Annotated in this window: 23 protein-coding genes; 16 read left to right on the top strand and 7 right to left on the bottom strand. The window is 53.6% G+C overall.

What is annotated here, in order from left to right:
* Positions 1–44: 44 nt before the first annotated feature.
* Positions 45–1,745, bottom strand: coding sequence for a methyl-accepting chemotaxis protein (locus tag QN359_RS15515; protein WP_322247779.1), 1,701 nt, complete (start codon positions 1,743–1,745; stop codon positions 45–47).
* Positions 1,746–1,967: 222 nt separating this feature from the next.
* On the bottom strand, positions 1,968–2,171 hold the full coding sequence (locus QN359_RS15510) for a cold-shock protein (protein ID WP_186910542.1): 204 nt from the start codon (positions 2,169–2,171) through the stop codon (positions 1,968–1,970).
* A gap of 273 nt (positions 2,172–2,444) precedes the next feature.
* Between QN359_RS15510 and QN359_RS15505 the strand changes: the two genes are divergently transcribed.
* Both QN359_RS15505 and QN359_RS15500 read left to right on the top strand, forming a co-directional pair.
* Positions 2,445–2,861: a hypothetical protein gene (locus QN359_RS15505; RefSeq protein WP_322247778.1), complete on the top strand. Its 417-nt coding sequence runs from the start codon at positions 2,445–2,447 to the stop codon at positions 2,859–2,861.
* Positions 2,858–3,874 (top strand): CapA family protein, encoded by a 1,017-nt coding sequence (locus tag QN359_RS15500; RefSeq protein WP_322247777.1) that lies wholly within the window; start codon positions 2,858–2,860, stop codon positions 3,872–3,874. The genes QN359_RS15505 and QN359_RS15500 overlap by 4 nt, the downstream gene beginning before the upstream one ends.
* Here QN359_RS15500 and QN359_RS15495 read toward each other — a convergent pair.
* The 4 genes from QN359_RS15495 to QN359_RS15480 form a co-directional block, all read right to left on the bottom strand.
* Positions 3,849–4,181 carry a 2Fe-2S iron-sulfur cluster-binding protein gene (locus tag QN359_RS15495; RefSeq protein ID WP_322247776.1) on the bottom strand — a complete coding sequence of 111 codons (333 nt, stop codon included), beginning with the start codon at positions 4,179–4,181 and terminating at the stop codon, positions 3,849–3,851. The two genes, QN359_RS15500 and QN359_RS15495, sit on opposite strands and share 26 nt — an antisense overlap.
* A 28-nt stretch (positions 4,182–4,209) precedes the next feature.
* Positions 4,210–4,506 (bottom strand): SCP2 sterol-binding domain-containing protein, encoded by a 297-nt coding sequence (locus QN359_RS15490; RefSeq protein WP_322247775.1) that lies wholly within the window; start codon positions 4,504–4,506, stop codon positions 4,210–4,212.
* A gap of 70 nt (positions 4,507–4,576) precedes the next feature.
* Positions 4,577–5,230 carry a class I SAM-dependent methyltransferase gene (locus tag QN359_RS15485; protein ID WP_323493334.1) on the bottom strand — a complete coding sequence of 218 codons (654 nt, stop codon included), beginning with the start codon at positions 5,228–5,230 and terminating at the stop codon, positions 4,577–4,579.
* A 74-nt stretch (positions 5,231–5,304) separates the two neighbouring features.
* Positions 5,305–6,246, bottom strand: a complete 942-nt coding sequence (locus tag QN359_RS15480) for a CysB family HTH-type transcriptional regulator (protein WP_322247773.1) — start codon at positions 6,244–6,246, stop codon at positions 5,305–5,307.
* A gap of 160 nt (positions 6,247–6,406) precedes the next feature.
* Between QN359_RS15480 and QN359_RS15475 the strand changes: the two genes are divergently transcribed.
* Entirely contained in the window at positions 6,407–8,623 is a 2,217-nt protein-coding gene (locus QN359_RS15475) for a patatin-like phospholipase family protein (protein WP_322247772.1), read from the top strand.
* A gap of 15 nt (positions 8,624–8,638) precedes the next feature.
* Here QN359_RS15475 and QN359_RS15470 read toward each other — a convergent pair whose 3' ends face one another.
* On the bottom strand, positions 8,639–9,628 hold the full coding sequence (locus QN359_RS15470; RefSeq protein ID WP_322247771.1) for a fumarylacetoacetate hydrolase family protein: 990 nt from the start codon (positions 9,626–9,628) through the stop codon (positions 8,639–8,641).
* Between the two features lie 162 nt (positions 9,629–9,790).
* Between QN359_RS15470 and QN359_RS15465 the strand changes: the two genes are divergently transcribed.
* The 13 genes from QN359_RS15465 (at position 9,791) to QN359_RS15405 (ending at position 23,526) form a co-directional block, all read left to right on the top strand.
* Complete coding sequence (locus QN359_RS15465; protein WP_322247770.1) at positions 9,791–11,500, top strand: methyl-accepting chemotaxis protein; 1,710 nt, start codon at positions 9,791–9,793, stop codon at positions 11,498–11,500.
* Between the two features lie 105 nt (positions 11,501–11,605).
* Positions 11,606–13,465, top strand: coding sequence for a DUF885 domain-containing protein (locus QN359_RS15460; RefSeq protein ID WP_322247769.1), 1,860 nt, complete (start codon positions 11,606–11,608; stop codon positions 13,463–13,465).
* A gap of 183 nt (positions 13,466–13,648) precedes the next feature.
* Positions 13,649–14,524 carry an HDOD domain-containing protein gene (locus QN359_RS15455; protein ID WP_322247768.1) on the top strand — a complete coding sequence of 292 codons (876 nt, stop codon included), beginning with the start codon at positions 13,649–13,651 and terminating at the stop codon, positions 14,522–14,524.
* Positions 14,525–14,640: 116 nt separating this feature from the next.
* Positions 14,641–16,245 carry a propionate catabolism operon regulatory protein PrpR gene (prpR, locus tag QN359_RS15450; RefSeq protein WP_322247767.1) on the top strand — a complete coding sequence of 535 codons (1,605 nt, stop codon included), beginning with the start codon at positions 14,641–14,643 and terminating at the stop codon, positions 16,243–16,245.
* A 119-nt stretch (positions 16,246–16,364) separates the two neighbouring features.
* Positions 16,365–16,733, top strand: a complete 369-nt coding sequence (locus tag QN359_RS15445) for a response regulator (protein ID WP_322247766.1) — start codon at positions 16,365–16,367, stop codon at positions 16,731–16,733.
* Positions 16,730–17,341 (top strand): chemotaxis protein CheC, encoded by a 612-nt coding sequence (locus QN359_RS15440; RefSeq protein WP_322247765.1) that lies wholly within the window; start codon positions 16,730–16,732, stop codon positions 17,339–17,341. The genes QN359_RS15445 and QN359_RS15440 overlap by 4 nt, the downstream gene beginning before the upstream one ends.
* A complete protein-coding gene (locus tag QN359_RS15435) occupies positions 17,341–18,336 on the top strand; it encodes a GGDEF domain-containing protein (protein WP_322247764.1) in 996 nt (331 codons plus the stop codon). The genes QN359_RS15440 and QN359_RS15435 overlap by 1 nt, the downstream gene beginning before the upstream one ends.
* 45 nt (positions 18,337–18,381) lie before the next feature.
* Positions 18,382–19,278 (top strand): putative selenate ABC transporter substrate-binding protein, encoded by an 897-nt coding sequence (locus QN359_RS15430; protein WP_322247763.1) that lies wholly within the window; start codon positions 18,382–18,384, stop codon positions 19,276–19,278.
* The gene (locus QN359_RS15425) at positions 19,278–20,051 is read left to right on the top strand and encodes a phosphonate ABC transporter ATP-binding protein (protein WP_322247762.1); all 774 of its coding nucleotides are present in this window, start codon (positions 19,278–19,280) and stop codon (positions 20,049–20,051) included. Before QN359_RS15430 ends, QN359_RS15425 begins: the two co-directional genes overlap by 1 nt.
* Positions 20,048–20,893 carry an ABC transporter permease gene (locus tag QN359_RS15420; protein ID WP_322247761.1) on the top strand — a complete coding sequence of 282 codons (846 nt, stop codon included), beginning with the start codon at positions 20,048–20,050 and terminating at the stop codon, positions 20,891–20,893. The genes QN359_RS15425 and QN359_RS15420 overlap by 4 nt, the downstream gene beginning before the upstream one ends.
* On the top strand, positions 20,890–21,690 hold the full coding sequence (gene phnE, locus QN359_RS15415; RefSeq protein WP_416200179.1) for a phosphonate ABC transporter, permease protein PhnE: 801 nt from the start codon (positions 20,890–20,892) through the stop codon (positions 21,688–21,690). The genes QN359_RS15420 and phnE overlap by 4 nt, the downstream gene beginning before the upstream one ends.
* A 431-nt stretch (positions 21,691–22,121) precedes the next feature.
* The gene (locus QN359_RS15410) at positions 22,122–22,937 is read left to right on the top strand and encodes a mechanosensitive ion channel family protein (RefSeq protein ID WP_322247760.1); all 816 of its coding nucleotides are present in this window, start codon (positions 22,122–22,124) and stop codon (positions 22,935–22,937) included.
* A gap of 136 nt (positions 22,938–23,073) precedes the next feature.
* Entirely contained in the window at positions 23,074–23,526 is a 453-nt protein-coding gene (locus tag QN359_RS15405) for a cache domain-containing protein (RefSeq protein ID WP_322247759.1), read from the top strand.
* Positions 23,527–23,621: the final 95 nt, after the last annotated feature.

Here is a 23,621-nt window from a genome sequence, read left to right as displayed (position 1 = left end):
AAAACGGGCCTGAGGCCCGTTTTAACTGTATCAGAAACGATGCTTTAAAACTCTTCCCATTCGTCTGCCTTGGCGGCCGCGGACGATTTCCTTGCCACTGAGGCTGAGGAAATGGCCTTCAAAGCAACTTTCGGTTTGTGTGCCGCCGCACGTGGTACAGCGCGCGGTGGCGCGACAACTGTTGGCTGCGCGACCGCTTCATTGGCCTGCACTTTGAAAATACCGACCGCGTGATTGAGGTTATTCGCTTGGTCACGCATACTGCCGGCTGCAGCCGCGGCTTGTTCGACGAGTGCGGCATTTTGCTGAGTCGCCTCATCCATTTTCGCAATAGCTTGGTTCACCTGCGAAATGCCATCACTTTGCTCATTACTGGCGGCGGTGATTTCAGCCATGATATCGGCAACACTCTTGATCGAGACGACAATTTCTTCCATGGTTTTGCCGGCATCATCGACCAGTCGCGAACCTTCTTCGACTTTGTCGACCGAATTGCTGATCAATTCCTTGATTTCCTTCGCTGCACCGGCCGAGCGCTGAGCCAGGTTACGTACTTCGCTGGCTACCACGGCGAAACCGCGGCCTTGCTCACCGGCACGTGCTGCTTCGACCGCCGCATTCAAGGCCAAAATATTGGTTTGAAACGCAATGCCATCGATGACACCGATGATATCGACAATTTTCTTCGAACTCTCTTTGATCGATGACATGGTATGCACCACATTACTCACCACGCGCCCGCCCTTGCTGGCCACTTCCGAAGCGGTCAGCGCCAGGGTATTGGCTTGACGTGCATTGTCGGCATTTTGTTGCACTGTCGATGTCAATTCTTCCATCGAGGAAGCGGTTTCTTCCAGGCTGGCGGCTTGTTGTTCGGTACGTGAAGATAAATCCATATTCCCGCTGGCAATCTCGGTAGCCGAGACGGCGATGGAGCCGCTGCTCTGTCTGACCATGGTCACGGTTTGTACCAAGCTTTGGCGCATATTTTCCAAACCGGAGACAAGTTGCCCCATTTCATCGTTCGATTCCGGCTTGATCTGATTGGTCAGATCGCCGTTACCGATGGCAGTGAATTGCAATAAAGCTTGCTGCAAAGGGTGAGCAATGGCACGTAGTAAAAAGTAGGCGGAGATGAATACAGCAGTCAAGCCGGCCAATACGCCGAGAATATCGACCCAGATGAAGGTGGTGAACTCACTCTGATTCTTCTTCAAATCAGCCGTGGCACTGGTGAATTGATAGGCATTAAGTTCTGTAATTTTATCGGAATAGGCGGAAAACAAAGCGGGTACCAGCGTCATATTAATGCGATCAGCTTCGTCTTTATTGCCTGCCTTGAGCGCCGCTAATATGGGCAACTCGGCTTCTTTGACAAATTTATCGCGCACCACCAGCACTTCAGCGGCAAGTTTTTTCTCTTCGCCGTCTTGCGGTAAATTCATGTAGTTTTCAAAGGCCTTATCCGATTTGACCATATAGTCTTCGGCTTTTTTGATGGTCAGCGCGGCATTCGCGTCTTCCGGATGCATAATCACGCGGTCAAGTGTCACACGTGAGCGCATCAATTCATAACCGGAACGCCCAAGATTATCAACAGCCGGCAACTGATTGGTAAATAATTCCTGAATCGCGGCATTGCTGTTACGTACGCCGTAAATACCCATCAAGCCACCGATGGTTAGCATGATCGCCATAAAGGCCATGGTGCCGATTAAGCGCAGTCTGATCGTCAAAGTAAACATTATTTTTCTCTCTCCCCCGTCGGTCTGACAGCTCAAGCGCCAGCGTACCGGATATATATTTATCGATGTTGATAAAGAGCAATGTTTCCGCAATTACTCTGGACATAGTATAAAGTTGATTTGCAGCTTTATTGAAACACTTTTGCGATTAATAAAAAAAATCCCCGACATGTCGGGGATTTTTTACAACATGGCTTTTTCAGGAGCCTATCGCATGTCTTATTACAGAGGAGCGATGTTCGAAGCTTGCTTACCTTTAGGGCCTGTCGTTACTTCGAAAGAAACGCGTTGGTTTTCTTTCAAAGATTTGAAGCCGGAAGATACGATAGCGGAGAAGTGAGCGAACAAATCTTCACCACCTTCATCAGGAGTAATGAAACCAAAACCTTTAGAATCATTGAACCATTTAACAATACCTGTTGCCATTACAATTTCCTATTTCAGTTAATGTGGGCACTTGCCCGATAGATCGTTTCAACCAAGTAAGAAATGACAGACTGATACTGCACCACCACTTTGAATCTCAACGACTATCTGATTATACTCATAATTTTCATCCGTGGTAAATAAATTTGCAGATAAACTAAATTAATCTATTTATTTGCATTTTTAAACCACGGTGCCTGTTGCTCTTCACACTTACCTGGTCACCATATTTACGACTATCATGGCGGTTCTGATATTTTGATTGAAAGCAAGATGCGCCTTCCTTTACTTTGCCGCAATCCGTTACTGATAGTGTGGGTGTGGGCCTGCACCAGCGCTACCGTTCAGGCCACCCCCATATTACGCTGCCAATTGACCTACGGCGGTGAAACGCAAACCATCGAGGCGCAGCTCAGTAGCGACCCCTATCATATCCCACTCACCGATGTCGGCGGGCGCTTTAAGTTCAAGGCTGCCATGATTGGCCAGGATGCGCGTATCGACTATATCAAACTGTATGCGTATTTTCAGACTTGGCATGGTGATGTGCCGATACAACAAGCCAGTTATGCGCCACCGTTTCCGCACGCCGCGGGTCGCTTGCCCTTGGGGCCACATACTATGTTGTATGCCGGCGAACTGGAACGCGAATTGCAATATGACTGTACTTTAGAAAACCCTTTACCATGATCCCTACCCTGTTGCGCGGCGCTGCCGCCCTCACTGGCGCACTGTGCTTGTGCGCCACCCCTGCCGGACAGGCCGCCACCGTGCCGCCGACGGTGAGCCTGTTATTTGCCGGCGATATCGTGCTCGATGGTGCGCCAGGTAAGTGGATTGCCGATGGCAAAGATCCGCTGGCACGCTATGCGGCCATTCTTGCCAGTACCGATATCCGCATCGCGAACCTCGAATGTGTGGTGGCCACCAGCGGCAAGCCGGCCGATAAAAACTTTACTTTCCGCGCCAAACCGAGCACTTTACCGCTGCTGCATCATTACTTTGATGCAGTATCGATTGCCAATAATCATTCCGGTGATTTTGGCAAAGCCGCTTTCGTAGAGATGCTCGGCCATCTTGAGCAAGAACAATTACCGTATTTTGGTGGCGGACGCGATTTGCTGGCCGCTCATACTCCCTTGATCTTCGAGCGCAAAGGTATCCGCATTGCTTTGCTCGGCTACGATGAATTCATGCCGCGCAGTTTTGAAGCAAATACGGGCGCAGCCGGCATTGCCTGGAGCGAGGAAGAGCAAGTCGTGGCCGATATACGACGTGCGCGCACGCATTACCACGCCGACATCGTCATTCCCTTCATGCACTGGGGCTGGGAAAACGAGCCCACAGCCAGTCCGCGTCAGCGCGCTTTAGCGCGCAGCATGATACAAGCTGGTGCCGACGCCGTGATCGGTGGCCACCCGCATGTGACGCAGGATATTGAATATGTTGACGGTAAGCCGATTATTTACAGCTTGGGTAATTTTTTGATGGATTCGCTCGACAATGATGCCCAGACCCATGGTTGGGTGTTGCGCTTAAACATCAGCGCCAAGGGCGTGACGGCTTGGGATACGCGTGCCGCCGATCTCGATGACGAGGGTATTCCGGCACCGTCAGCGCAGGCCGTGACACCGTGCGCGCATGGTGATGGTAGTGTGCAACAGTGCAGCAATCGCCTTACGGCTTTTCAGCCACAGCACTGATACGGCGCGCGGCCGGCACACGCAAAGTCAGCGCGCTGTCGGCCAGTGCCACGCAGGGTAAGATCCAACCTTCTTGTTTTTCTTCTGCGCTCAAGCCGGGCCAATCGATGCCGTAATGTATTTGCCCCGCTTCCAAGCGACACAAACAGGTTCGGCACGTTCCGTTGCGGCAAGAACTGGGTAAGACAATGCCCGCCGCGGCGGCGGCTTGCAAGAGTGTGTAAGCAGCCGGCACAACACATTGCCATTGCTGAGGCAAGAGCGTCAGCAAGTGCGCGTCATGGTTTTCTTGAATACTGAGATCCATAAGCTGTTGGGCGGCCTGCTAATATACTTCAGACGACGGTTTGCAAGCGCATCGCGATGCCCATGTCGCCGGCGACTTTCAGCTTACCCATCATGAAACCATTCATCGGGTTCAATTGACCGGTGAGCAAGGCTGCCAAGTTTTCGAGCGAAATCGAAATCGTGCAAGCGGCTTCGGCATTGTCATTCGACACCGTGTTAGGGGTGGTGAGTGCATCGACGAAGACCACGCCATCGCTGCCGCAATCAAATTTCAATGTCGCATTTAATCCACTGTCGTCACCGACTTTAGTGCGAATTGCTGTTGTGCATGCTGATAAATCCATATCTGTTCCTTTGGCTTGAGAATGGCCACAATGTAGCATGGCTCAATATTGAGGAACAATACTAGACTTATTATTTCAAGATGCAAGTCAAGAGCCAGTAGTGCTCATTGCGCACGATGCGGATATCGCGCACCAAGGCACCAAACTTTTTGCGCAAGGCGCTGTCGGTCGGGAAGTTTTTAACGATGGCGACGCGGGTGCCGTCTTCTTGCATGCGGAACTGAAAGGTATTACCTTCCAAATCGGTGCGTGCAATGGTAGTACTGCTGCCTTCGACATAGTTATTATCTAACAGCACGAGCATCGTACCCTTGCCCGCACCTTTACTGAGCTTACTCAATACCGCGACTTGCTCTTCGCGTTTCACGTGCGACCAGAAACAGCCGGCAAAACAGGCGCTGTACGCATCGGCCGGCGCATCAGGCAGATCGAATATATCGGCCAAGGCCAGTGTCACTTTACCGGCCGGATAGGTTTTCGTGCCGGCGATATCGAGCATGCTTTGGTTGATATCGGTCGCATGCACGCTGCTGGCCAGTGGTGCATATTTTTCGGTCCAATAACCGGTTCCGCAGGCTAATTCCAGCACGCGCTGGCCTTTGAGCACTTCGCGAACGCGCTCATGCATTTCACGCAAGTCGGTCTGGCGTTCCGGTTTTTGATAAACTTGCTCTAAGCTTTGCGCGCGCTGAGCATAATAATCACGCATCGTCTGTGGGGTCATTCTTGGTTCACTCATTCAAAATTTTAGTCGACAGCGATGGAGCTCGCTGCCCGGAACAGCCCGCTGGCGGGCCATTACAGTTCGTAATTGTCGCCGTGGCCCTGCATGGCACTCTCGACCATCTTGCGCGTCAAGGCAGGATTGAGCAATTCGATGAAGGTATAAATATAGCTGCGCAAATACGCACCCTGCTTGATTGCCACGCGCGAAACATTCATGCCGAACAGATGTCCGACCGGAATGGCACGCAAATTCTTATCCCGTTCAGCATCAAAAGCCATGCCAGCGATGATGCCGATACCCATGCCGAGTTCGACATAGGTCTTGATGACATCGGCATCGATGGCTTCGAGCAAAATATCGGGCTTGAGATTGCGTATCGTAAATGCATGGTCGATCTTGCTGCGACCGGCAAACGCCGCATCATACGTGACCAGCGGATACTGGACAATATCTTCCAGCGTGACGTGTTTCAGTTTCAGCAGCGGATGCTCAAGCGGCACGACTACCAAATGCTCCCACTGATAACAAGGCAAGGAAATCAAGCCATCAAAACCAGCAATGGCTTCGGTTGCAATGACGATATCGGCTTGGTCACGCATGACCATTTCGGCGATTTGCTTGGGATTACCCTGCAATAGTGACAAACGCACCTTAGGATATTTTTGCATGAAAGCTTGCACAACCTTGGGCAAGGCATAGCGCGCCTGTGTATGCGTCGTGGCGATGGTGAAGCTGCCACTGTCTTGCGCGGCATATTCTTTGCCGATGCGTTTCAAGCCGTCAATTTCCTGCATGATCACTTCGACCGACTTCAATACCGCCCGCCCAGGCTCGGTCAAACCGCGAATACGCTTGCCGTGGCGAGTGAAAATATCGACGCCGAGCTCTTCTTCGAGCTCGATAATGGCCTTGGAAACGCCAGGCTGCGAAGTAAACAGTGCCTTGGCGGCTTCAGTCAGATTAAAATTCTGCCTGACTGCTTCGCGCACAAAGCGCAATTGATGTAGATTCATAGAGAAATTGGAGTTTGCTTATACTTGCAAGCTTTGGTAAAGCTAAATTGTTATACTCCCTGAAGTATATAGAGACCACGATAAAAATTCCATGCCCATTCGCCTTTACTCGCCGCCCAAACCACTGTTTTTTTACTTTTTCGCTATTTTACCTCTGCTTTTGAGCGTTTTTACGGTCCAGGCTGAAAATATTGCCACACAAGTAACACCACAGAAAGCTCCGAAAATTTGCCTGGCCTTGTCTGGCGGTGGTGCCCGCGGCTTTGCCCATATCGGTGTACTCAAGCAACTCGAAGCCATGCATATTCCTATCGATTGCATCGCCGGCACCAGTATGGGTGCGGTGGTGGGCGGCTTGTATGCCGCCGGCTTGTCTGCTACGGAAATCGAAAAAAAGCTGGAAAATCTGAAACTCAATGATATCGCGCTCGACCGCGTGGCCCGCCGCAACCTGCCGCAACCGGTGCGCGAGGAAGACGATCTTTACCCGCTCGGTGCCACGCTTGGCGTCAGCAGCGAGGGGGTAAGACTGCCGGCTGGGGTAGCCCAGGCCAGCCAGTTTCAGGAGTTAATACAAAATTGGACTGCGCATTTGCCTCCGGCAATCAATTTCGATCAACTGCCGATTCCCTTCCGCGCCATCGCCACCGATCTCGAAACTGGGCAGATGGTAGTGTTCGACAAAGGTGCGCTGCACAAAGCGATACGCGCCAGTATGGCGGCACCGGGCGTGTTTGCACCGACGGAAATCGATGGACGTTTACTGTCGGATGGCGGGCTGGTACGCAATTTACCAGTCGACATCGCGCGCAGCATGGGTGCTGACATCGTGATTGCCGTCAATATCGGCACACCGCTGCTGCCACGCGATAAATTACAGACGCTGTTCAATATCAGCCAACAAATGGTCAACATTTTGACGGAACAAAATGTCCATGCGCAAAAAGCCCTGCTGCGCCCACAAGATATCTTGATCGAACCAGACCTGCGTGACATCGGCTTTCTCGACTTCGACCGCGCCAAAGAAGCCAGCGTCATCGGTGAACAAGCGACCCTCGCGCTGGTCGAAAAATTATCTGAGCTACACTTATCGGGACACTTATTTGTAGCATCTCAACAAATGCGCCTGAATCCGCAACTACCAACCATACGCATCGGTTTTGTTGATATCGAGACCAACGGCGCGGTTCCCGAACAAGATATCCGTCGTCAGTTGTCCATCGAAATCGGCAGCGTCTACAATGCCGAAACCATCAATCGCAAGCTGGCTATCTTGAATAATGCGCGCGAATTCGATAGCATCGGCCATGAATTGATACAACGCGATCAACAATATGGCTTGCGCATCAAAGCCAACGGCCGCAATTGGGGACCACATTTTGTACGCTTCGGCTTGAGTTTGTCGAGCGGCTTCGATGGGGTCGGTGGCTATCGCTTGCAAGTCGGGCATCGCCGTCCTTGGTTGACACCGGGCGGCTTGGAGTGGCGCAACGACATTGAGCTCGGCAATACCGTCAAACTGCACAGTGAATTGCGCCAACCGCTGTTCGAACGCGAAGGCATGTACTTGGCACCCTACGCCGAGTTCAGCCAAGACAGCTTCAACACCTATATCGACAACACCCGTGTGGCGGAATTCAGTATGCGGACTATCAAGGCCGGCAATGACTTGGCCTTCCGCATAGGCGAGCAAAGCGTACTCGGTGAAGCGCGTATCGGTTTCTTATTCAGTCAGTACAATATTACTCCCAAGCTTGGTATGGTTCAGTTGACCGATGCACAGGGTAATAGCAGCAGCTATCCGCTAGCGCACACTACCCTGCAACAATTCGGGTTCAAAACCAGCGTCGTGATTGATCAGCTCAGCGACAGCAGTTTTCCGCGCGATGGCTATAAACTTGGCGGCAGCTTGTTCGCCGGCTTGGATAAATCAAAAACCAATTTCCAAGAGCTCGCGCTCGACAGTGTCTGGGCGCACAGTTGGAGCAACCACAGCGTCAATCTGAAATTCAGCGGTGCCGGCTTGTTCGTCAAAGATAGCGGTGCCAACCAAACCATGGGCCCGACTTTGGGTGGATTTCAACGTTTATCAGCCTATCAGCAAGATCAATTCCGTGGCAATTACATGCTTTACGGCAGTGCCACATATTTATTGCGAGCAGTCAATTTCGAAATGGCTGGACAAAGTTTATTCCTCGGCACCTCTTTAGAACTCGGTAATACCTGGGACACCGGCAAAGAAATCACCGCCGCTTCGCTACGTAAAAGTCTGAGTGTTTTTGCCGGTTTTAATAGCTTTATGGGGCCGATTTATCTCGGTTTTGCAGTTGGGCAGAATGGCTCCAAAAACGTCTTTTTCCAACTTGGCCGGCAATAAGCACGCGGCCCCACCTCAGCGGGAAAACGCCTCAACCACGCTTTGCTCAATTGCACCAAACACGGATTTGCCGTTTTTATCAAACAACTCGATCTTGATGCTGTCGCCGAACTGCATGTACGGCGTCACGGCGCTGCCGGTGGCAAGCTGTTCCAAGGCCCGTTTTTCGGCGATGCAACTGTAACCCTTGCCAGCGTCTTTGTTCGAGACTGGACCAGAGCCGATCAGGCTGCCGGCCGTGACCGCGCGGGTTTTGGCTAAATGAGTAATGAGTTGCGGAAAAGAAAATGCCAGGTCGACCCCAGCCAAAGGCTGCCCAACCAAGCGCTGATTCAAGCTGGAACGCAAGGGCAGATGCAGCTTGCCATCCTTCCAGGCCTCACCGAGCTCATCGGGTGTCAGTGCGACCGGGGCAAACGCCGTAGCTGGTTTGGCATGGATAAAGCCGGCGGCTTTGGCCGATTCGGCTGGCATCAAGTCGCGCAGCGACACCTCGTTGGATAACAGAATCAAACGTATATGCTCGCCGGCATGCTGACTTTTCACGCCCATAGCCACATCACCGGTGATGATCGCAATACCACTCTCGAAGTCGACCCCGCCATCGGTCGAGGCGAGCACGATGTCATCGCAGGGGCCGAGCAAGGCATCGCTGCCGCCTTGATACATCAGTGGCTCATGCAAAAAACCAGCGGGCAACTCGGTCTGCTCGGCTTGGTGCAACAGAGCAAGATGGTTGGGGTAGGCATAGGCATGCACACGTTGAAAGGCCCGCGGCAGCGGTGCCATGCAGTTTTTTGCAACAAAATCAAAACTGTTCGGTGCCCGTCCTGCATTCAAGCGCAAGCTCAAGGCTTCCAGTTGCGGCGCGATGAAACCCCAGTCATCGAGCGCCGCTTGCAAGCTTGGGGCGATGCCGTTGGCAATGCAGGCCGTTTTCAAATCACGCGCCACAACGATCAGTTGACCGTCTCTGGAACCATCTTTAAGCGTTGCAAGCTTCATATATTTTCCAATTATTTATGACTGTAATCAATTTTATCCTAACGAAAAATTGAAAATTATTGTAAAGTTCCAGTTAGTCCACTAAATTGCTTTTAATCTAATTTTGTGTCTTGCCGGCATTCAAATCCCCCCCCCTTGCTCACCACTCAAAAGGAAGTCTGCATGAACTTCGCTAATCTGAAAATCAGCGTCCGACTCGGTTTGGCCTTCGGCCTCTCTTTATTGATCATCGTCCTCATGATCATCCTTTCGATAGTGCAACTCAATGAGATTGCCGATAAAACCAGCGCTATTTTGGATAAGAATGCCGTCAGTGTAATCAGCGGTTTGGAAGTCGCTTCGCTGGTACAAGAAAATGGCAGCCGCACACTGGAAATGTTCATTACGCCGGAACAAAGCAATCGCAGCAAATTGTATGCGGCGATTGATGCAAATAGAAAAAAAATTACCGACTTGTTGGAAACAATCAAGCAACAGGCACAAACCGAACAAGAAAAACAAGCGATCGAGCGACTTACTGTCTCGCGCACAGCGTTTGTCAGCGCTTTCGCGAAAACCGCCGACCTCATTGAACTCGATCAAAAAGACGAAGCGGCAGCGATGATGGCTGGCAGTACCTTCCCGAAACTCCAACAAGCGCTGGCCGACATTCACAGCCTGTGCGATCTGCAAAAAGCCAGCATGCAGCAACATGGCAAAGATATCAAAGACATCATCGCTTTATCGCGCACGCTGATGTTTGCGCTGGGCTTGCTGGCACTGCTGGCCAGTGCCTTACTGGCAACGTGGATCGCCCGCTCTATCACCAAGCCACTGGCGATTGCCGTGGCGGCGGCTAAAAAGGTTGCTGCCGGCGATTTGAGTAGCAAGATAGACGTGCGCACCAGCGATGAAACCGGTCAGTTGCTCAGTGCCTTGGTCGATATGAATCATAATTTGGCGCAGACCATCACTCAGGTTCACAGTAGTACAGCAATGATTTCCACCGCCTCGGCTGAAATTGCTGCCGGCAATGCAGACTTATCGTCACGTACAGAATCGCAAGCAAGCTCGCTGGAAGAAACGGCATCGTCGATGGAAGAATTGACTTCTACCGTCAAACAAAATGCCGACAATGCCAAAACTGCCAATCAACTGGCGATTTCCGCCTCCGATGTGGCGCTCAAGGGCGGCAGTATCGTCAGCCAAGTGGTCAATACCATGGGCTCGATCAAAGATAGTTCGAGCAAGATCGTCGACATCATCGGTGTCATCGATAGCATCGCCTTTCAAACCAATATTTTGGCTTTGAATGCGGCGGTTGAAGCGGCTCGTGCCGGCGAGCAAGGCCGTGGTTTCGCGGTGGTTGCCGCCGAAGTAAGAAATCTGGCCCAGCGCAGCGCCGGTGCGGCCAAAGAAATCAAACTGTTGATTGACGATTCGGTAGAAAAAGTTCAGCACGGCAGTCAGCTCGTCGGTCAGGCCGGCACCACCATGGATGCCATTGTGATTTCGGTGAAACAGGTAGCCGACATCATGAGTGAAATCACGGCCGCCAGCCAAGAGCAAAGTGCCGGTATTGAACAAGTCAATCTGGCCATCACGCAGATGGATGAAATTACCCAACAAAATGCGGCCTTGGTGGAACAGGCTGCGGCAGCGGCGGAAAGCATGCAAGAACAGACGGCTGCGCTGGAGCAAGTAGTCAGTATTTTCCAGCTTGGTGCCGAACATACTCGCCACGCGCCGCGTCCAGTGCAGACACCGGCAGTACGCGCACCAGCCAAAGCGGCTGCACCGGCCGTGCCGGCCGTGCGTGCGGTTCGTGCTGCGCCTAAAAAAATCAGTGCCAAGCCGGCAGCCAGCACTACCGGCGACTGGGAAGAATTTTAAGCAAAAAAAGATGCCTGACCAGAAACATCGTCGGCAAGTTTGAGCGTAATATATTGTCCTCGGGGTAAGTGCTATTTCGGCACCCCCTCCTTTTTCAAGGGCACTATGGCTCAGTCACGCACATTGCAGCAATTTTTTCGCCAATTCAGCCAAGGGGGCGTGCTCGGCATCGCCCTGTGCGCTGCCCCCCCCCTGCTCTGCCACGCCACTGCGCTGGCGGCCGATGCTGCCCAGCATAGCGTGACGAACAGTAGCGCGCGTCAATTGCAAAGTCTGGCCGAGCGCTATTTCGCGCAACAAATACGCTACGATCCGCTGTTTGCCACCTATGCTGGAGAACGGCGCTACGATGATCGCTTGCCTGAAACCCTCAATCCAGGTGTCAAGGCCGAACAAGTCGCCGGTCTGCGTCGACTGCAGCGTGAATTGCGCACGGTAAACCGCGCGCGCCTGAATGCAAGCGAGCAAATCAGCGATGATTTGCTGGCCTACGAATTGCGTAACACTTTGAGGCTGGCGCCATTCCGTGACGAGCTCATGCCGCTCAACCAAATGGACAGTGTGCCAGTTACGCTGGCCCAGTTTGCCAGCGGCCAGAGCGCCCAGGCGCTCAATACGGTGGCCGACTATGAGATTTTCTTGCGCCGACTGGAACAATTGCCGCAATGGTTGAAGCAAGCCACGCTCAATATGCGCCAAGGGATGCGCAGCGGCATCGTCTTGCCGCGTAGCTTGGTCACTGCCATGTTGCCGCAATTCCAGCAATTGCTGAACGAAAATGTCCGTGAACACGCTTACTATGCGCCGGTGCTGCATTTTCCGGCCAGCTTCTCGGCGGCCGATCAAGCCCGCCTCAGCCTGGCGTATGAACATGCCATTGCGCAGCAAATCTTGCCGGCGCTGCGTGACTTCACCGCTTTTCTGCAACATGACTATCTGCCCGCCAGTCGTAGCAGCAGCGCTTGGAGCGCCTTGCCCGGCGGTACAGCTTGGTATAGCGCTTGGGTCGCCAGTCAAACCACTACTACGCTCAACCCGGAACAAATCCATGCCATCGGATTGCGTGAAGTAGCACGCATACAAAGCGAATATGTAACACTTGGACCACGCCTCGGTTATCACGGCCAGCCGGAAGATTTACCATCATGGGTAGAGCAACAAGCAGGCTTTCGCCCATACAAAAGCGAAGCCGAGGTACTCGACGCCTATCGCGCCATTGATGCCAAGGTACGCGCCAAGTTGCCGGCGCTGTTTGCCAGCATGCCGAAAGCCGCGCTCGATATTCGCGCCGAACCGGAAATCAGCCGCGCAGCCGCCTCTGACCATTACAGCCCACCGGCTCCCGATGGTTCGCGCCCCGGCATTTTTTGGGCCGTCATCACCAATGCCAACGAGTACTCCACGGTGGGCATGACGACACTTTTTTTACATGAAGGCCAACCGGGTCACCATTTCCACCTGGCCTTGCAGCAAGAATTGGATATGCCGCAGTTCCGCAAACTCGGCGGCAATAATGCCTATACTGAGGGCTGGGCCTTGTATGCCGAAACACTGGGCCATGAAATGGGCTTGTATCAAGATGATCCGGCCGCTTATTTCGGTCACCTCAATGATGAGATGCTGCGCGCCACGCGTCTGGTGGTCGACACCGGCATCCATGCCAAGGGCTGGACACGCGAAGAAAGTATCGCGTATTTACAAAAAACCCTGGGTTACAGCGAAGCGGTGGCACGCCAGTGCATCGAGCGTTATATGGCATGGCCGGGTCAGGCGCTCGGGTATAAAATCGGCGCTTTGAAGATTCTTGAGCTGCGCCATAAAGCAGAGCAAGAATTGGGTAAAAACTTCGATATCCGCGCCTTCCACAGCGCCATCCTGAGCGACGGTGCGCTGCCGTTATCTATGCTGGAGAGCAAAATTCTGGCATGGATAGCCGCACAAAAAGCGTCTGCCCGCGCTCAATGAGTGGCAGCAACATGGCGTAATCCTGCGTTAATTGTAAGTTTTCGTGATGCTCGGTTGACCTTCCCGGTCAAGGCGAGCAAAATGCAGTGCATAAAGCAATACAGTGCGTCATGCTGCACTACGCCAACTCAAGCGCGGTTTCGGCCTCAGTGATGTTTGATTCCTCCTATGTAGACCATTGCGATGACCCGATCTAAAGCTCTCAAAAGCATCATCGAACAAGCCAACCAAGGTGACTTGGTGTTTCCGACCAATGTCGCCGCGACGCTGAAAATTCAGCAAGCGCTCGATGATCCCGATTGCGTCGTCGATAGTGCCACCAAGTTGATCATGAACGAACCGCTGCTGGCCGCGCGCGTGGTGGCGATTGCCAATTCGGCGGCATACAGCCGCGGCAGCGATGTCACCAACGTCAAAGCGGCCATCAATCGGCTCGGCTTTCGCAGCTTGCGCACTATCGTCGCCACCATCATCGTGCGCCAACTGGCCGGCACCAGCAAAGAACCGGCCATCGTCGCCATGACCCAAAAATTGTGGGAGCATACGGCCCAGGTGGCGGCGCTCTCGCAAGTGATCGCGCGTCGTATCACGCGACTCGACCCCGATACGGCGATGTTTTCCGGCATTGTGCATGAAGTCGGCAATTTTTATCTGCTCTCGCGCGCCGAAGAATTCCCCGCTTTACTGGAACCGGAGCAGCCGGCGGAGATCAGCGAAGATTTGCCGGAATTCGCCGACACCATAGTCGATATCGAAAGCACGGAATCCATCATCGGCCGCGCCGTGATCAAGAATCTGCAATTACCACAGGCGGTGGTGGTAGCACTGGAAGCGCTGTGGTTCGGTTTGCGCGCGATGCCGCCGGAAACGCTGGGCGATACGATTCTGCTGGCCAATGAGCTGGCGCGTACCCAGTCACCACTCGATTTCAATTCGTATTCGGAATCGGAACGCTTCAGCTCCGAAATCGACTTTGTCGTTGGTGACGGCACCTTGAACAGCATACTCGAAGAATCGGATGAGGAATTGCGCTCGCTGACGGCAGCGCTGATGGCTTAAGGAGACAAGTGCCGGCCGGCCGCAGTATAGGAATGCCCTGCACAAGTGAGCGGAAATGTTTCATAATCAGTGCATCTGATTGATGATGAAACATTTCCGCCTCACTGTGAAACAACATGACACCTCCCGTTCACACCCGTGACACGCCTGATCGTCCAGTCATCTGGACGGTATCAATTTCCCGTCTGTTCGACATGTTTCGCGACATCATGCTCGAATATGATGGTCAGGCCGAAATCATTCCGCTGCAAATGGGCTTTGAACAAGCGGTCGAGCATATTCGCACCCGACTGGCGCATGAACGCTGCGATGCCGTGATTGCAGCCGGCTCCAACGGTGCCTACCTGAAGTGCCGCTTGCCGGTACCGGTGGTCATCGCCAAAGCCAGCGGCTTCGACGTCATGCAAGCCTTGGCACGAGCGCGCAAAGTCACGCCGGAAATCGGCTTGATCACCTATCAGGAAACCCTGCCGGAGCTGGCTGAATTCAAAACCACCTTCGGCTTCAAGCTGGCGCAACGCACCTATGTAACCGAGGAAGATGCACGCGCCCAGATCAGCGAACTCAAGGCTGCCGGCGTGCGCGCCATCGTTGGTGCCGGTCTGATCACCGATCTGGCAGAAGAAGCCGGTCTGACCGGAATTTTTCTGTATTCGGCCAGCTCGATACGGCTGGCCTTCGATGATGCGATAGAAATCGCCCATTTAACGCGCTTGGAATCGACCCGCGGCCGTCAACATCCGGCGGCGGCCTCGTTACGCGCCAAGCATGGCTTGCACGATTTGCGTGGCGATTCCGAGGCCATGCAAACAGTACGCCGCACGCTGAGTCTGTTTGCGCGTTCACCGGCCGCCGTGCTGTTGCAAGGAGAAACCGGTAGCGGCAAGGAATTGGCGGCGCAAGCGATTCACCGTGAAAGCGCACGGGCACGCCAGCCATTTGTCGCAATTAATTGCGGTGCCATCGCCGAATCGCTGCTGGAATCGGAATTATTCGGCTATGAAGATGGTGCCTTCACCGGTTCGCGCCGCGGTGGCCATGCCGGTCTGTTTGAAGCGGCCCACCGCGGCACGCTGTTTCTTGACGAGATAGGCGAAATGCCACTGCCGCTGCAAACCCGCTTGTTGCGCGTGCTGGAAGAAAAAGAAGTGGTGCGGGTAGGCGGAATTCGGCCGATTCCAGTCGATGTGCGCATCATCAGCGCCACCCATTGCGATCTCGATGCGCGCCGCGAGAGCGGGCAATTCCGGGCCGACTTGTTTTACCGCTTGGCCGTGCTGCGTTTGAACTTGCCGGCCTTGCGCCAGCGCCGCGACGATATCATGCCCCTGGCCGAATGGTATCTCAAGCATGGTTTGGCGGCGCTGGCGCTGCGCCCGCATGCCAGCCTGCACGCCGAAATCAGCAGTTGCTACGGTCTGTTATGTCGCTACGATTGGCCCGGCAACGTGCGCGAATTGCGCAATATGATGGAACGCCTGAGCTTGTTTCTGGCGGATGAACCACTGCAAGCGCTGAGCCCGGCTTTTTTGCAAAAAGTGTTACCAGAAATCACCACCACGGGCAATTTGGCGATCGCACCAGCTCCAGCGGCCGTCATTAAACAGGAGGAGATTTCCGTAGAGCAAGTAATGCACAACTTCAATCACAACCGCGAAGCCGCCGCGGCCTTTCTGGGGATCAGCCGTACCACCTTATGGCGTAAGCTGAAGAAACATTAATTGAACATCCTCACTAGAAATAAGAATACAGAGTAAGGTAAAATGTTTTCCGGTCGGCATCACGCTGGCATCACACAAACACCTACCGCCCTACATTTAAGCAGTGCTGAATCCTGATAATGACAAAAAAAATATTGATTGTTGACGACAGTAAAGTTTCGCGCATGGTCATACGCGCCCATCTCAAAGCCGTCCATCCCGAATGGGAATACATCGAAGCCGGTTGCGGCGAAGATGCGATCAAGATGGTTGACGAAGCCCACCCCGATTTTTGTACCATGGATATTAATATGCCGGGTATGCTGGGCACCGATGCGGCCGAACAAATTCTGCTGGCCCATCCACATATCCGGATTGCGATTTTTTCTGCTAATGTGCAAGATACCATGCAAACTCGCGCCACCACGCTCGGTGCTATTTTTGTCGCCAAACCGGTCACCGAAAAATCGATTGCCATCGTCTTGAATTATTTTAAGAGAGAACCATGATCGCACTCAGCGAACTGCATCTTGATGCCTTGAGCGAAGTATTCAATGTCGGGGCCGGCCGTGCCGCCGCCAGTTTGTCGGAAATCGTCGGCGACGAAGTAAAGCTGTCGGTGCCCTCGGTGGAAGTGCGCAAGTTTTCCGAAGTAGACAACGACGTCATGGGTATGAAGAGTGAGCGCTACGGCGCGGTTCATCAAACCTTCAGCGGCGCGTTCGAAGCCGAGGCTATTTTGCTGTTTACCGAAGACCATGCGCTGGAAATCGTGCGCGACATGATGGGTTCGCAAATCAGCATCGAAGACTTGGCTGAATTCGAACAGGAAGCCATGTGCGAGCTCGGTAATATCATTCTCAATGCCTGCCTCTCGGCGATGGCCGATATGCTCAATATTCCGCTCAATTGCTCGCTGCCCGACTACGGTCTGGCGACCATGGAAGAAATTTTCCGCCGCGTCGGCCATGCCGACGATGAAGCGTATCTGCTGTTGTTGCACATCGATTTGGCGATAGAAAAACGGCGTTCCGAAGGACATCTGGTGTTCTTGCTCAGTTCTACCTCGCTGCAAGACTTGGTTACCCAGATCGATCGCTTTTTAGGAGAAATCTGATGCCGGTCGCGTTGCCCTCATCGCCTGCCCTGATGGCAGAAATTTTCAATACGATCAACTTGGGCTTGATCGTGGTCGATGAATCGCAACGCGTGATACTTTGGAATACTTGGGTTGAAAAACACAGCGATATCAGCACGGTGCAGGCCTTGGGAAAATTACTGAGCGCAGCCTTCGCAGAAGCGCCGAGCCCGGCCTTCGCCAATGCTGTCGCCAGCACGCTCAAATACGGCTTACCAGTGATGCTGTCGAATGCCTTACATCGCTCGCCGCTGCCGTTTTACCCGCGCGATGAGGAATTGCACGACAAGAAGCGCCTGCACCAGTCGATCACACTGACGCCCCTCACGCTCGATGGCCGGCGTTGTTGCCTGATACAGATCACCGATGCCAGTACCTCAATCAAACGTGAAAAAATTCTGCGTTCGCATTCAGAAGTACTCAAAAAAGAAGCCACCACAGACAGTTTGACCGGCATTTACAATCGCCGCTTCTTCGATGAACATTTCAAAATGGCACTCGCCACCGGCATACGCAGCAATACGCCCCTGTCGATCTTCATGGTCGATATCGATTTTTTCAAAGAATACAATGATCACTACGGCCACGTCGAAGGCGATAAGGCGCTGGTCGCTGTGGCCAGCGCACTCAAGGCGCAATTACAGCGTGCCAGTGATGTAGCGGCACGTTTCGGTGGCGAAGAATTCATTCTATTGCTACCGAATATGAGCCAGTTGATGGCCGAGCAATTCGCCGAAAAACTACGCTTGGCGATTTGGGATTTGAGTATCCCGCATGCTATGTCGCGCATCGTACAACGACTTTCCATCAGTGTCGGTTTTTCCACCTACACCAAAGCCGAAGCCAAAGACCCACACTCCTTGCTACGTACCGCCGATGCCGCGCTGTACGAAGCAAAGCGCAACGGCCGCAACCGCTGTTACTATCTGCCTCTGCCGGAGCACAAGCTTGACAAGCCGACGACACCAGCCTGACCACAGCACCGTCCTTTCCACCTCTATTGATCGAGATTCCACGCCATGTCCTATCACTTTTCCGCACGCCGCCGCCTGCAACTGCTGTTGACCGCCGCCGCACTGGGACTTTCCACGCTGCCGCAACTGAGTATGGCCCAACAGGCCGCCGCTGCACCGACCGTATTGCGCGTGTCGGCGATCCCCGACGAAGCACCGACTGAATTGCAACGTAAGTTCAAACCGCTGGGCGCGTATCTGGAGAAAAAGCTGGGCATGAAGATTGAATTCATTCCCGTGACTGACTACGCTGCTTGTGTAGAAGGACTGATCAATAAAAAGATAGACTTGGCGTGGTTCGGCGGCTTCACCTTCATTCAAGCCAAAGTGCGCAGCAAAGATCAAGTCATTCCGCTGGTGCAGCGTGAAGAAGACGAAAAATTCAAATCGGTTTTCATCACGACAAAAAAAGACATACAAAAACTCGAAGATCTGAAAGGTAAAACCTTTACCTTCGGTTCTGAATCCTCCACTTCCGGTCATTTGATGCCGCGCTCTTACTTGTTAGCGGCCAAGATCAATCCTGATACCGATCTCAAACGCGTCGCGTTTTCCGGTGCGCACGATGCCACCGTGGCAGCGGTTGCCGGTGGCAAGGTGGATGCCGGTGCTTTGAATATTTCAGTATGGGAAAAATTACTCGCGCAAAACAAAGTCGATACCACTCTGGTGCGCGTGTTTTACACCACGCCTGGCTACTTTGACTACAACTGGTCGGTACGCGCCGATATGCCAGCCGATTTGCGTAAAAAACTCAGCGATGCTTTCTTGTCGCTCAACGCCGCCAATCCGCAGGATAAAGAAATTCTCGATTTGCAAAGAACCGCGCGTTTCATCCCGACCAAGGCAGAAAATTATGCTGCCATCGAAGCCGCCGCCCACAACGCTGGCTTACTCAAGTAATGCCGGCAGCGCTGTCTCTACAGCAGCTAGCGGTGCGCCATCCCGGTACCGGCGTGCCGCAGTATGCCTTACGCGATCTTAATATCGAGATCCCGGCGGGTGAGCAGATCGCTCTGATTGGCCCGTCCGGGGCCGGCAAAACCACGCTCTTGCATACCCTTGCCGGCGCGCTGCGACCGAGCAGCGGACATTTGTTCGTCGGCCAGCAAGACCCTTGGCAATTATCTGAAAGCGCACGCCATCGCTGGCGTCGGCACTTGTTCCTGGCCCCGCAAACAGCGCCCTTACCGGCGCGTCAGCGCGTCATCACTACCGTCTTGGCTGGCCGTTTGCCGCACTGGTCGCTGCTGCAGGCGCTGCGTAATCTGATCCGCCCACAAGATCCGCGCGCGGCTTGGCAAGCGCTGGCACGCTTTCATCTCGAACATAAGCTCTATGCGCGCGTAGATCAACTCTCGGGCGGCGAGCGGCAACGCTGTGGTTTGGCGCGGCTGTTACTGTCGGACGCGAGCTTGCTACTGGTCGATGAGCCGCTGTCGGCACTCGACCCGACCTTGGCACAGCAAACGCTCGCCACTTTGCAGCAAGAAGCCCGGCAACGTCAGGCCACCCTGATCTGCAGTTTGCACAATGTGGATCTGGCACGCAGTTGCTTTGACCGTCTCATCGGTTTGCGTGACGGGAAAATTTTATTCGATAGCCGCGAAGTCAGCGACCACATGATCGCCGAACTGTATCGCAATGCCCAGTCGACCGTAGCAGCACAGCTATGAGCAGCAACACACCAGGGTTTCCGGCCAGCTTGGCACGTGATCCGGCGTGGCGCGGCCGGGTCATGTACAGTTTGTTAGCATTGCTATTGCTGTGGCCACTGGCCCAGCTGAGCGAATTTCAACCGTGGATACTGCTCGATGCCCAAAGCCTGCGTGCCACGGCTGGTTTTCTCAGTCATTTTTTCCCACCCGAACATTCGGCCGAGTTTCTCGCCATCGTCGCCAGCGCGACTTGGCAAACCATCGCCATGGCCACTGCCGGCATGACGCTGGCGATACTGGGCGCGCTGCCGATGACGCTCATCGTCAATCAACAATTATCGATCTCGCGCTTGGGCGGCGGCCGCATGCGCCATTCTTCGCTGGCCGTGCGTCAAGCGGTGCGCTGGCTATTGGTATTCTTGCGCAGTGTGCCGGAATTAGTCTGGGCTCTGCTGTTGGTACGCATCATCGGCCTCGGTCCGACCGCCGGAGTGTTAGCGATTGCACTGACTTACTGCGGCATGCTGGGTAAAGTGTATGCCGAAATCATCGAAGCCAGCGATCCGACGACCTGCCGTACTTTACTGGAAAACGGCAGCTCGCGGCTGGCGGCATTTTGTTTCGGCAGCTTGCCCGATGCCGCCTCGGAACTGGTGTCGTATACCTTGTACCGCTGGGAATGCGCGATCCGCGGCTCAGTCGTGATGGGCTTTGTCGGTGCCGGCGGACTCGGCCAGCGCATGGATGAATCGATGAAAATGCTGGCCGGTGCCGAAGTGTCGACCATGTTAATCGTCTTCGTGCTGCTGGTGGCCGCTGCCGATGCACTGAGCCAAGCTTTGCGCAAGGGTTTGGCATGAGCGCGAGCAACTCCATGCCAACGGCCCCGCCGCTGCTGAGCCTGCGCGGCATGCTGTTATGGGTGGCCGCGATATTGCTGGTCGCTGCCAGCTTCATCAGCTTGCAACTCGAATGGCGCACGCTGCTGAGCGCTGAGGCAGTACGCAGCGCCAGCGAATTTTTGCATGGTTTCATGCCACCCGATCTGACCCCTGCGCTGCTAAGAAAAATCGGCTTCGCTACGCTGGAAACCCTGGCCATGTCGGCGCTCGGGACGGCGCTGGCCACCGTGTTCGGGCTGTTACTAGCGCTGCCAGCCAGTGGCCGCTTCGGCCCACTGGCCAGAGCATCGACGCGCTTGCTGCTCAATATTTTGCGCGCCGTCCCAGAATTGGTATGGGCTTCCATCATGCTCATCGCCGCCGGGCTTGGCCCGTTTGCCGGCACCATCGCTTTGGCGGCGCATACCAGCGGCGTACTCGGCCGCTTGTTTGCCGAAACTTTAGAAAATCTGCCACCGGCCTGTGCCACCAGTCTGCGCCTCAACGGTGCCTCGGCAACGCAAGCCTTCTTGTATGCCAGCCTGCCGCAAGCTTTGCCACAAATGCTGTCTTACACCCTGTACCGTTGGGAAAATAATATCCGCGCCGCCGCGATTCTGGGCGTGGTCGGCGCTGGCGGTTTGGGGCAGATGCTGAAGTACCATTTATCTTTATTTCAAATGCCAACTGCGGCCAGTGTCATTCTCGCCATGCTGCTGTTAGTGGCAGTCGTCGATGCACTGAGTTTTGCGATTCGTAAGCATTTGACGCAGTGAGCCGTGGCCCCCGGCACAGCTTTATCATTCCCGCATGCCGCAGCCTCGTCATTCCCGCATGCCGCAGCCTCGTCATTCCCGCATGCTTTTGGCGGGAACCCAGTGTCGTTTTCAGCACTGAAAACACGATCATATCTGGCATTTTCAGTTAAGCACGAACGCCGCTGGATTCCTGCCAAAAGCGCGCAGGAATGAGGTCGCCACCAGTTGAGGTAATGATACCGACTCAATACCCTTTTGCGACAGCCTCTGAAGGCCGGGGTTTCAAACCCTGGTCAGATTTTTGATGATGCCGACTAAAACCACAACTCGGAACCGCCGCAGCGCCACTATTTGTCAAATTCTTACATTTTCATCATTGACAATTTATCCACGAAACCCGATATTGATGAATGATTAACGATCACTTTTCAGTTCAGCCGAGGATAGCCATGCCCAATATTAATTTAGAACAATTGTTCAATACTTATCTGATTCCATTCGGAATCAAAATTCTCGCCGCCCTGGCCATTTGGATCATAGGCGGCATGCTGATCAACTTGCTGGTCAATTTGCTCGGTCGTGCGATGGCGGCGCGCAAGGTTGATCCAACCTTGGTCAACTACGGCAAGTCTACCCTTAACGTGGCCTTGCGGATCGCCTTGGTCATGGCGATACTCGATGTCTGCGGCATACAAACTACCTCGTTCGCGGCCTTGATCGCAGCCGGCGGTGTTGCCATCGGCGTGGCGTGGTCGGGTTTGTTAGCCAATTTTGCGGCCGGCATTTTCCTTGTCATCCTGCGCCCATTCAAAGTCGGCGACGCCATCAGCGCCGGTGGTCAAACCGGTGAAGTCACGGAAATCGGCTTGTTCGCTACCACCATCAATACCGGTGATAATTTGCGCGTGTATGTAGGGAATAACAAAATTTTTGCCGACAACATCATCAATTACTCCGCCAATCCGCTGCGCCGAGTCGATTTGAAATGCCAGATCGCCAATGGTGTCGTGCCGCAGCAAGCCATCGACACCTTGAAACGTCACCTCGCCACCGTCAATAATATTGCCGTCAGTCCGGCACCGACGGTGGAAATTCTGGAATTCAATCCGGCCGGTACGCTGATCACTTTGCGTCCGTATTGCAGCAACAAAGATTACTGGCAAGTGTATTTCGATACCAATAAAGCCATCGTCGCCGCCTACGCCGAAGCCGGCTGGCCGGTGCCGGCAGTGCATCAAATTGCGGTACAGCAAAGCGAGAAATAATTTTCTGCATTGCCGCATGCGCGCCGCTGAGCCGGTATGTTTTTTGCAAAATGTGCACACTGTGGTTAATGCTTATAGTGTTCAACATGGCAGTATGGGATGATTAGTCCTCCATTCACTTTCCGGAGTCCAACGCATGAAATTCCCACATTGCCTGCTATTCGCGCTGTCACTCACTGCTTTGCCATTCGTCCATGCTGCCGATAACAAGGCTGATGCGGTCGCGATGGTTGAAAAGGGAAACAGCTATTTGCAAAAAAATGGTAAAGATGCCTTGATCAAAACCATTTCAGAAAAAAATCCCGAATTTATCAACGGCGATATTTATCTGTATGTGCGCGCCATCGATGGCCCTATCTTAGCCCATCCGGTCAATCCTAAATTGGTCGGTAAAAACATGCTGGATTTGCCAGACGCCGATGGCAAGCTGTATCGCAAAGAAATTCTTGCCTTGGCCAAAGCCAAGGGCAAGGGTTGGGTCGATTACCGCTACAACAATCCGGTTAGCAAGCAGCTCGAAAATAAGTCGACTTATATTTTCCTGGCCGGCGATGTGATACTCGAAGCCGGTATTTACAAGGGCAAGTAACAGCGCTTCTTTTGCGCAAACAACTAAATGGATCGTCGCAAGCGACGATGGAAAAGCCTCTGGAAGGGGTTTGCATCCCCTCCCATCGGGTCGCT

The organism is Undibacterium sp. 5I2, from assembly GCF_035019605.1.
In the GTDB taxonomy this organism is placed as follows: domain Bacteria; phylum Pseudomonadota; class Gammaproteobacteria; order Burkholderiales; family Burkholderiaceae_D; genus Undibacterium.
This window is presented reverse-complemented; position numbering and strand designations above follow the sequence as displayed.

Excerpts from the sequence above, each read along its gene's own strand:
- QN359_RS15515 (WP_322247779.1), bottom strand. The coding sequence starts at position 1,745 with ATGTTTACTTTGACGATCAGACTGCGCTTAATCGGCACCATGGCCTTT.
- QN359_RS15510 (WP_186910542.1), bottom strand. The coding sequence starts at position 2,171 with ATGGCAACAGGTATTGTTAAATGGTTCAATGATTCTAAAGGTTTTGGT.
- QN359_RS15505 (WP_322247778.1), top strand. The coding sequence starts at position 2,445 with ATGCGCCTTCCTTTACTTTGCCGCAATCCGTTACTGATAGTGTGGGTG.
- QN359_RS15500 (WP_322247777.1), top strand. The coding sequence starts at position 2,858 with ATGATCCCTACCCTGTTGCGCGGCGCTGCCGCCCTCACTGGCGCACTG.
- QN359_RS15495 (WP_322247776.1), bottom strand. The coding sequence starts at position 4,181 with ATGGATCTCAGTATTCAAGAAAACCATGACGCGCACTTGCTGACGCTC.
- QN359_RS15490 (WP_322247775.1), bottom strand. The coding sequence starts at position 4,506 with ATGGATTTATCAGCATGCACAACAGCAATTCGCACTAAAGTCGGTGAC.
- QN359_RS15485 (WP_323493334.1), bottom strand. The coding sequence starts at position 5,230 with ATGACCCCACAGACGATGCGTGATTATTATGCTCAGCGCGCGCAAAGC.
- QN359_RS15480 (WP_322247773.1), bottom strand. The coding sequence starts at position 6,246 with ATGAATCTACATCAATTGCGCTTTGTGCGCGAAGCAGTCAGGCAGAAT.
- QN359_RS15470 (WP_322247771.1), bottom strand. The coding sequence starts at position 9,628 with ATGAAGCTTGCAACGCTTAAAGATGGTTCCAGAGACGGTCAACTGATC.
- QN359_RS15465 (WP_322247770.1), top strand. The coding sequence starts at position 9,791 with ATGAACTTCGCTAATCTGAAAATCAGCGTCCGACTCGGTTTGGCCTTC.
- QN359_RS15460 (WP_322247769.1), top strand. The coding sequence starts at position 11,606 with ATGGCTCAGTCACGCACATTGCAGCAATTTTTTCGCCAATTCAGCCAA.
- QN359_RS15455 (WP_322247768.1), top strand. The coding sequence starts at position 13,649 with ATGACCCGATCTAAAGCTCTCAAAAGCATCATCGAACAAGCCAACCAA.
- prpR (WP_322247767.1), top strand. The coding sequence starts at position 14,641 with ATGACACCTCCCGTTCACACCCGTGACACGCCTGATCGTCCAGTCATC.
- QN359_RS15445 (WP_322247766.1), top strand. The coding sequence starts at position 16,365 with ATGACAAAAAAAATATTGATTGTTGACGACAGTAAAGTTTCGCGCATG.
- QN359_RS15440 (WP_322247765.1), top strand. The coding sequence starts at position 16,730 with ATGATCGCACTCAGCGAACTGCATCTTGATGCCTTGAGCGAAGTATTC.
- QN359_RS15435 (WP_322247764.1), top strand. The coding sequence starts at position 17,341 with ATGCCGGTCGCGTTGCCCTCATCGCCTGCCCTGATGGCAGAAATTTTC.
- QN359_RS15430 (WP_322247763.1), top strand. The coding sequence starts at position 18,382 with ATGTCCTATCACTTTTCCGCACGCCGCCGCCTGCAACTGCTGTTGACC.
- QN359_RS15425 (WP_322247762.1), top strand. The coding sequence starts at position 19,278 with ATGCCGGCAGCGCTGTCTCTACAGCAGCTAGCGGTGCGCCATCCCGGT.
- QN359_RS15420 (WP_322247761.1), top strand. The coding sequence starts at position 20,048 with ATGAGCAGCAACACACCAGGGTTTCCGGCCAGCTTGGCACGTGATCCG.
- phnE (WP_416200179.1), top strand. The coding sequence starts at position 20,890 with ATGAGCGCGAGCAACTCCATGCCAACGGCCCCGCCGCTGCTGAGCCTG.
- QN359_RS15410 (WP_322247760.1), top strand. The coding sequence starts at position 22,122 with ATGCCCAATATTAATTTAGAACAATTGTTCAATACTTATCTGATTCCA.
- QN359_RS15405 (WP_322247759.1), top strand. The coding sequence starts at position 23,074 with ATGAAATTCCCACATTGCCTGCTATTCGCGCTGTCACTCACTGCTTTG.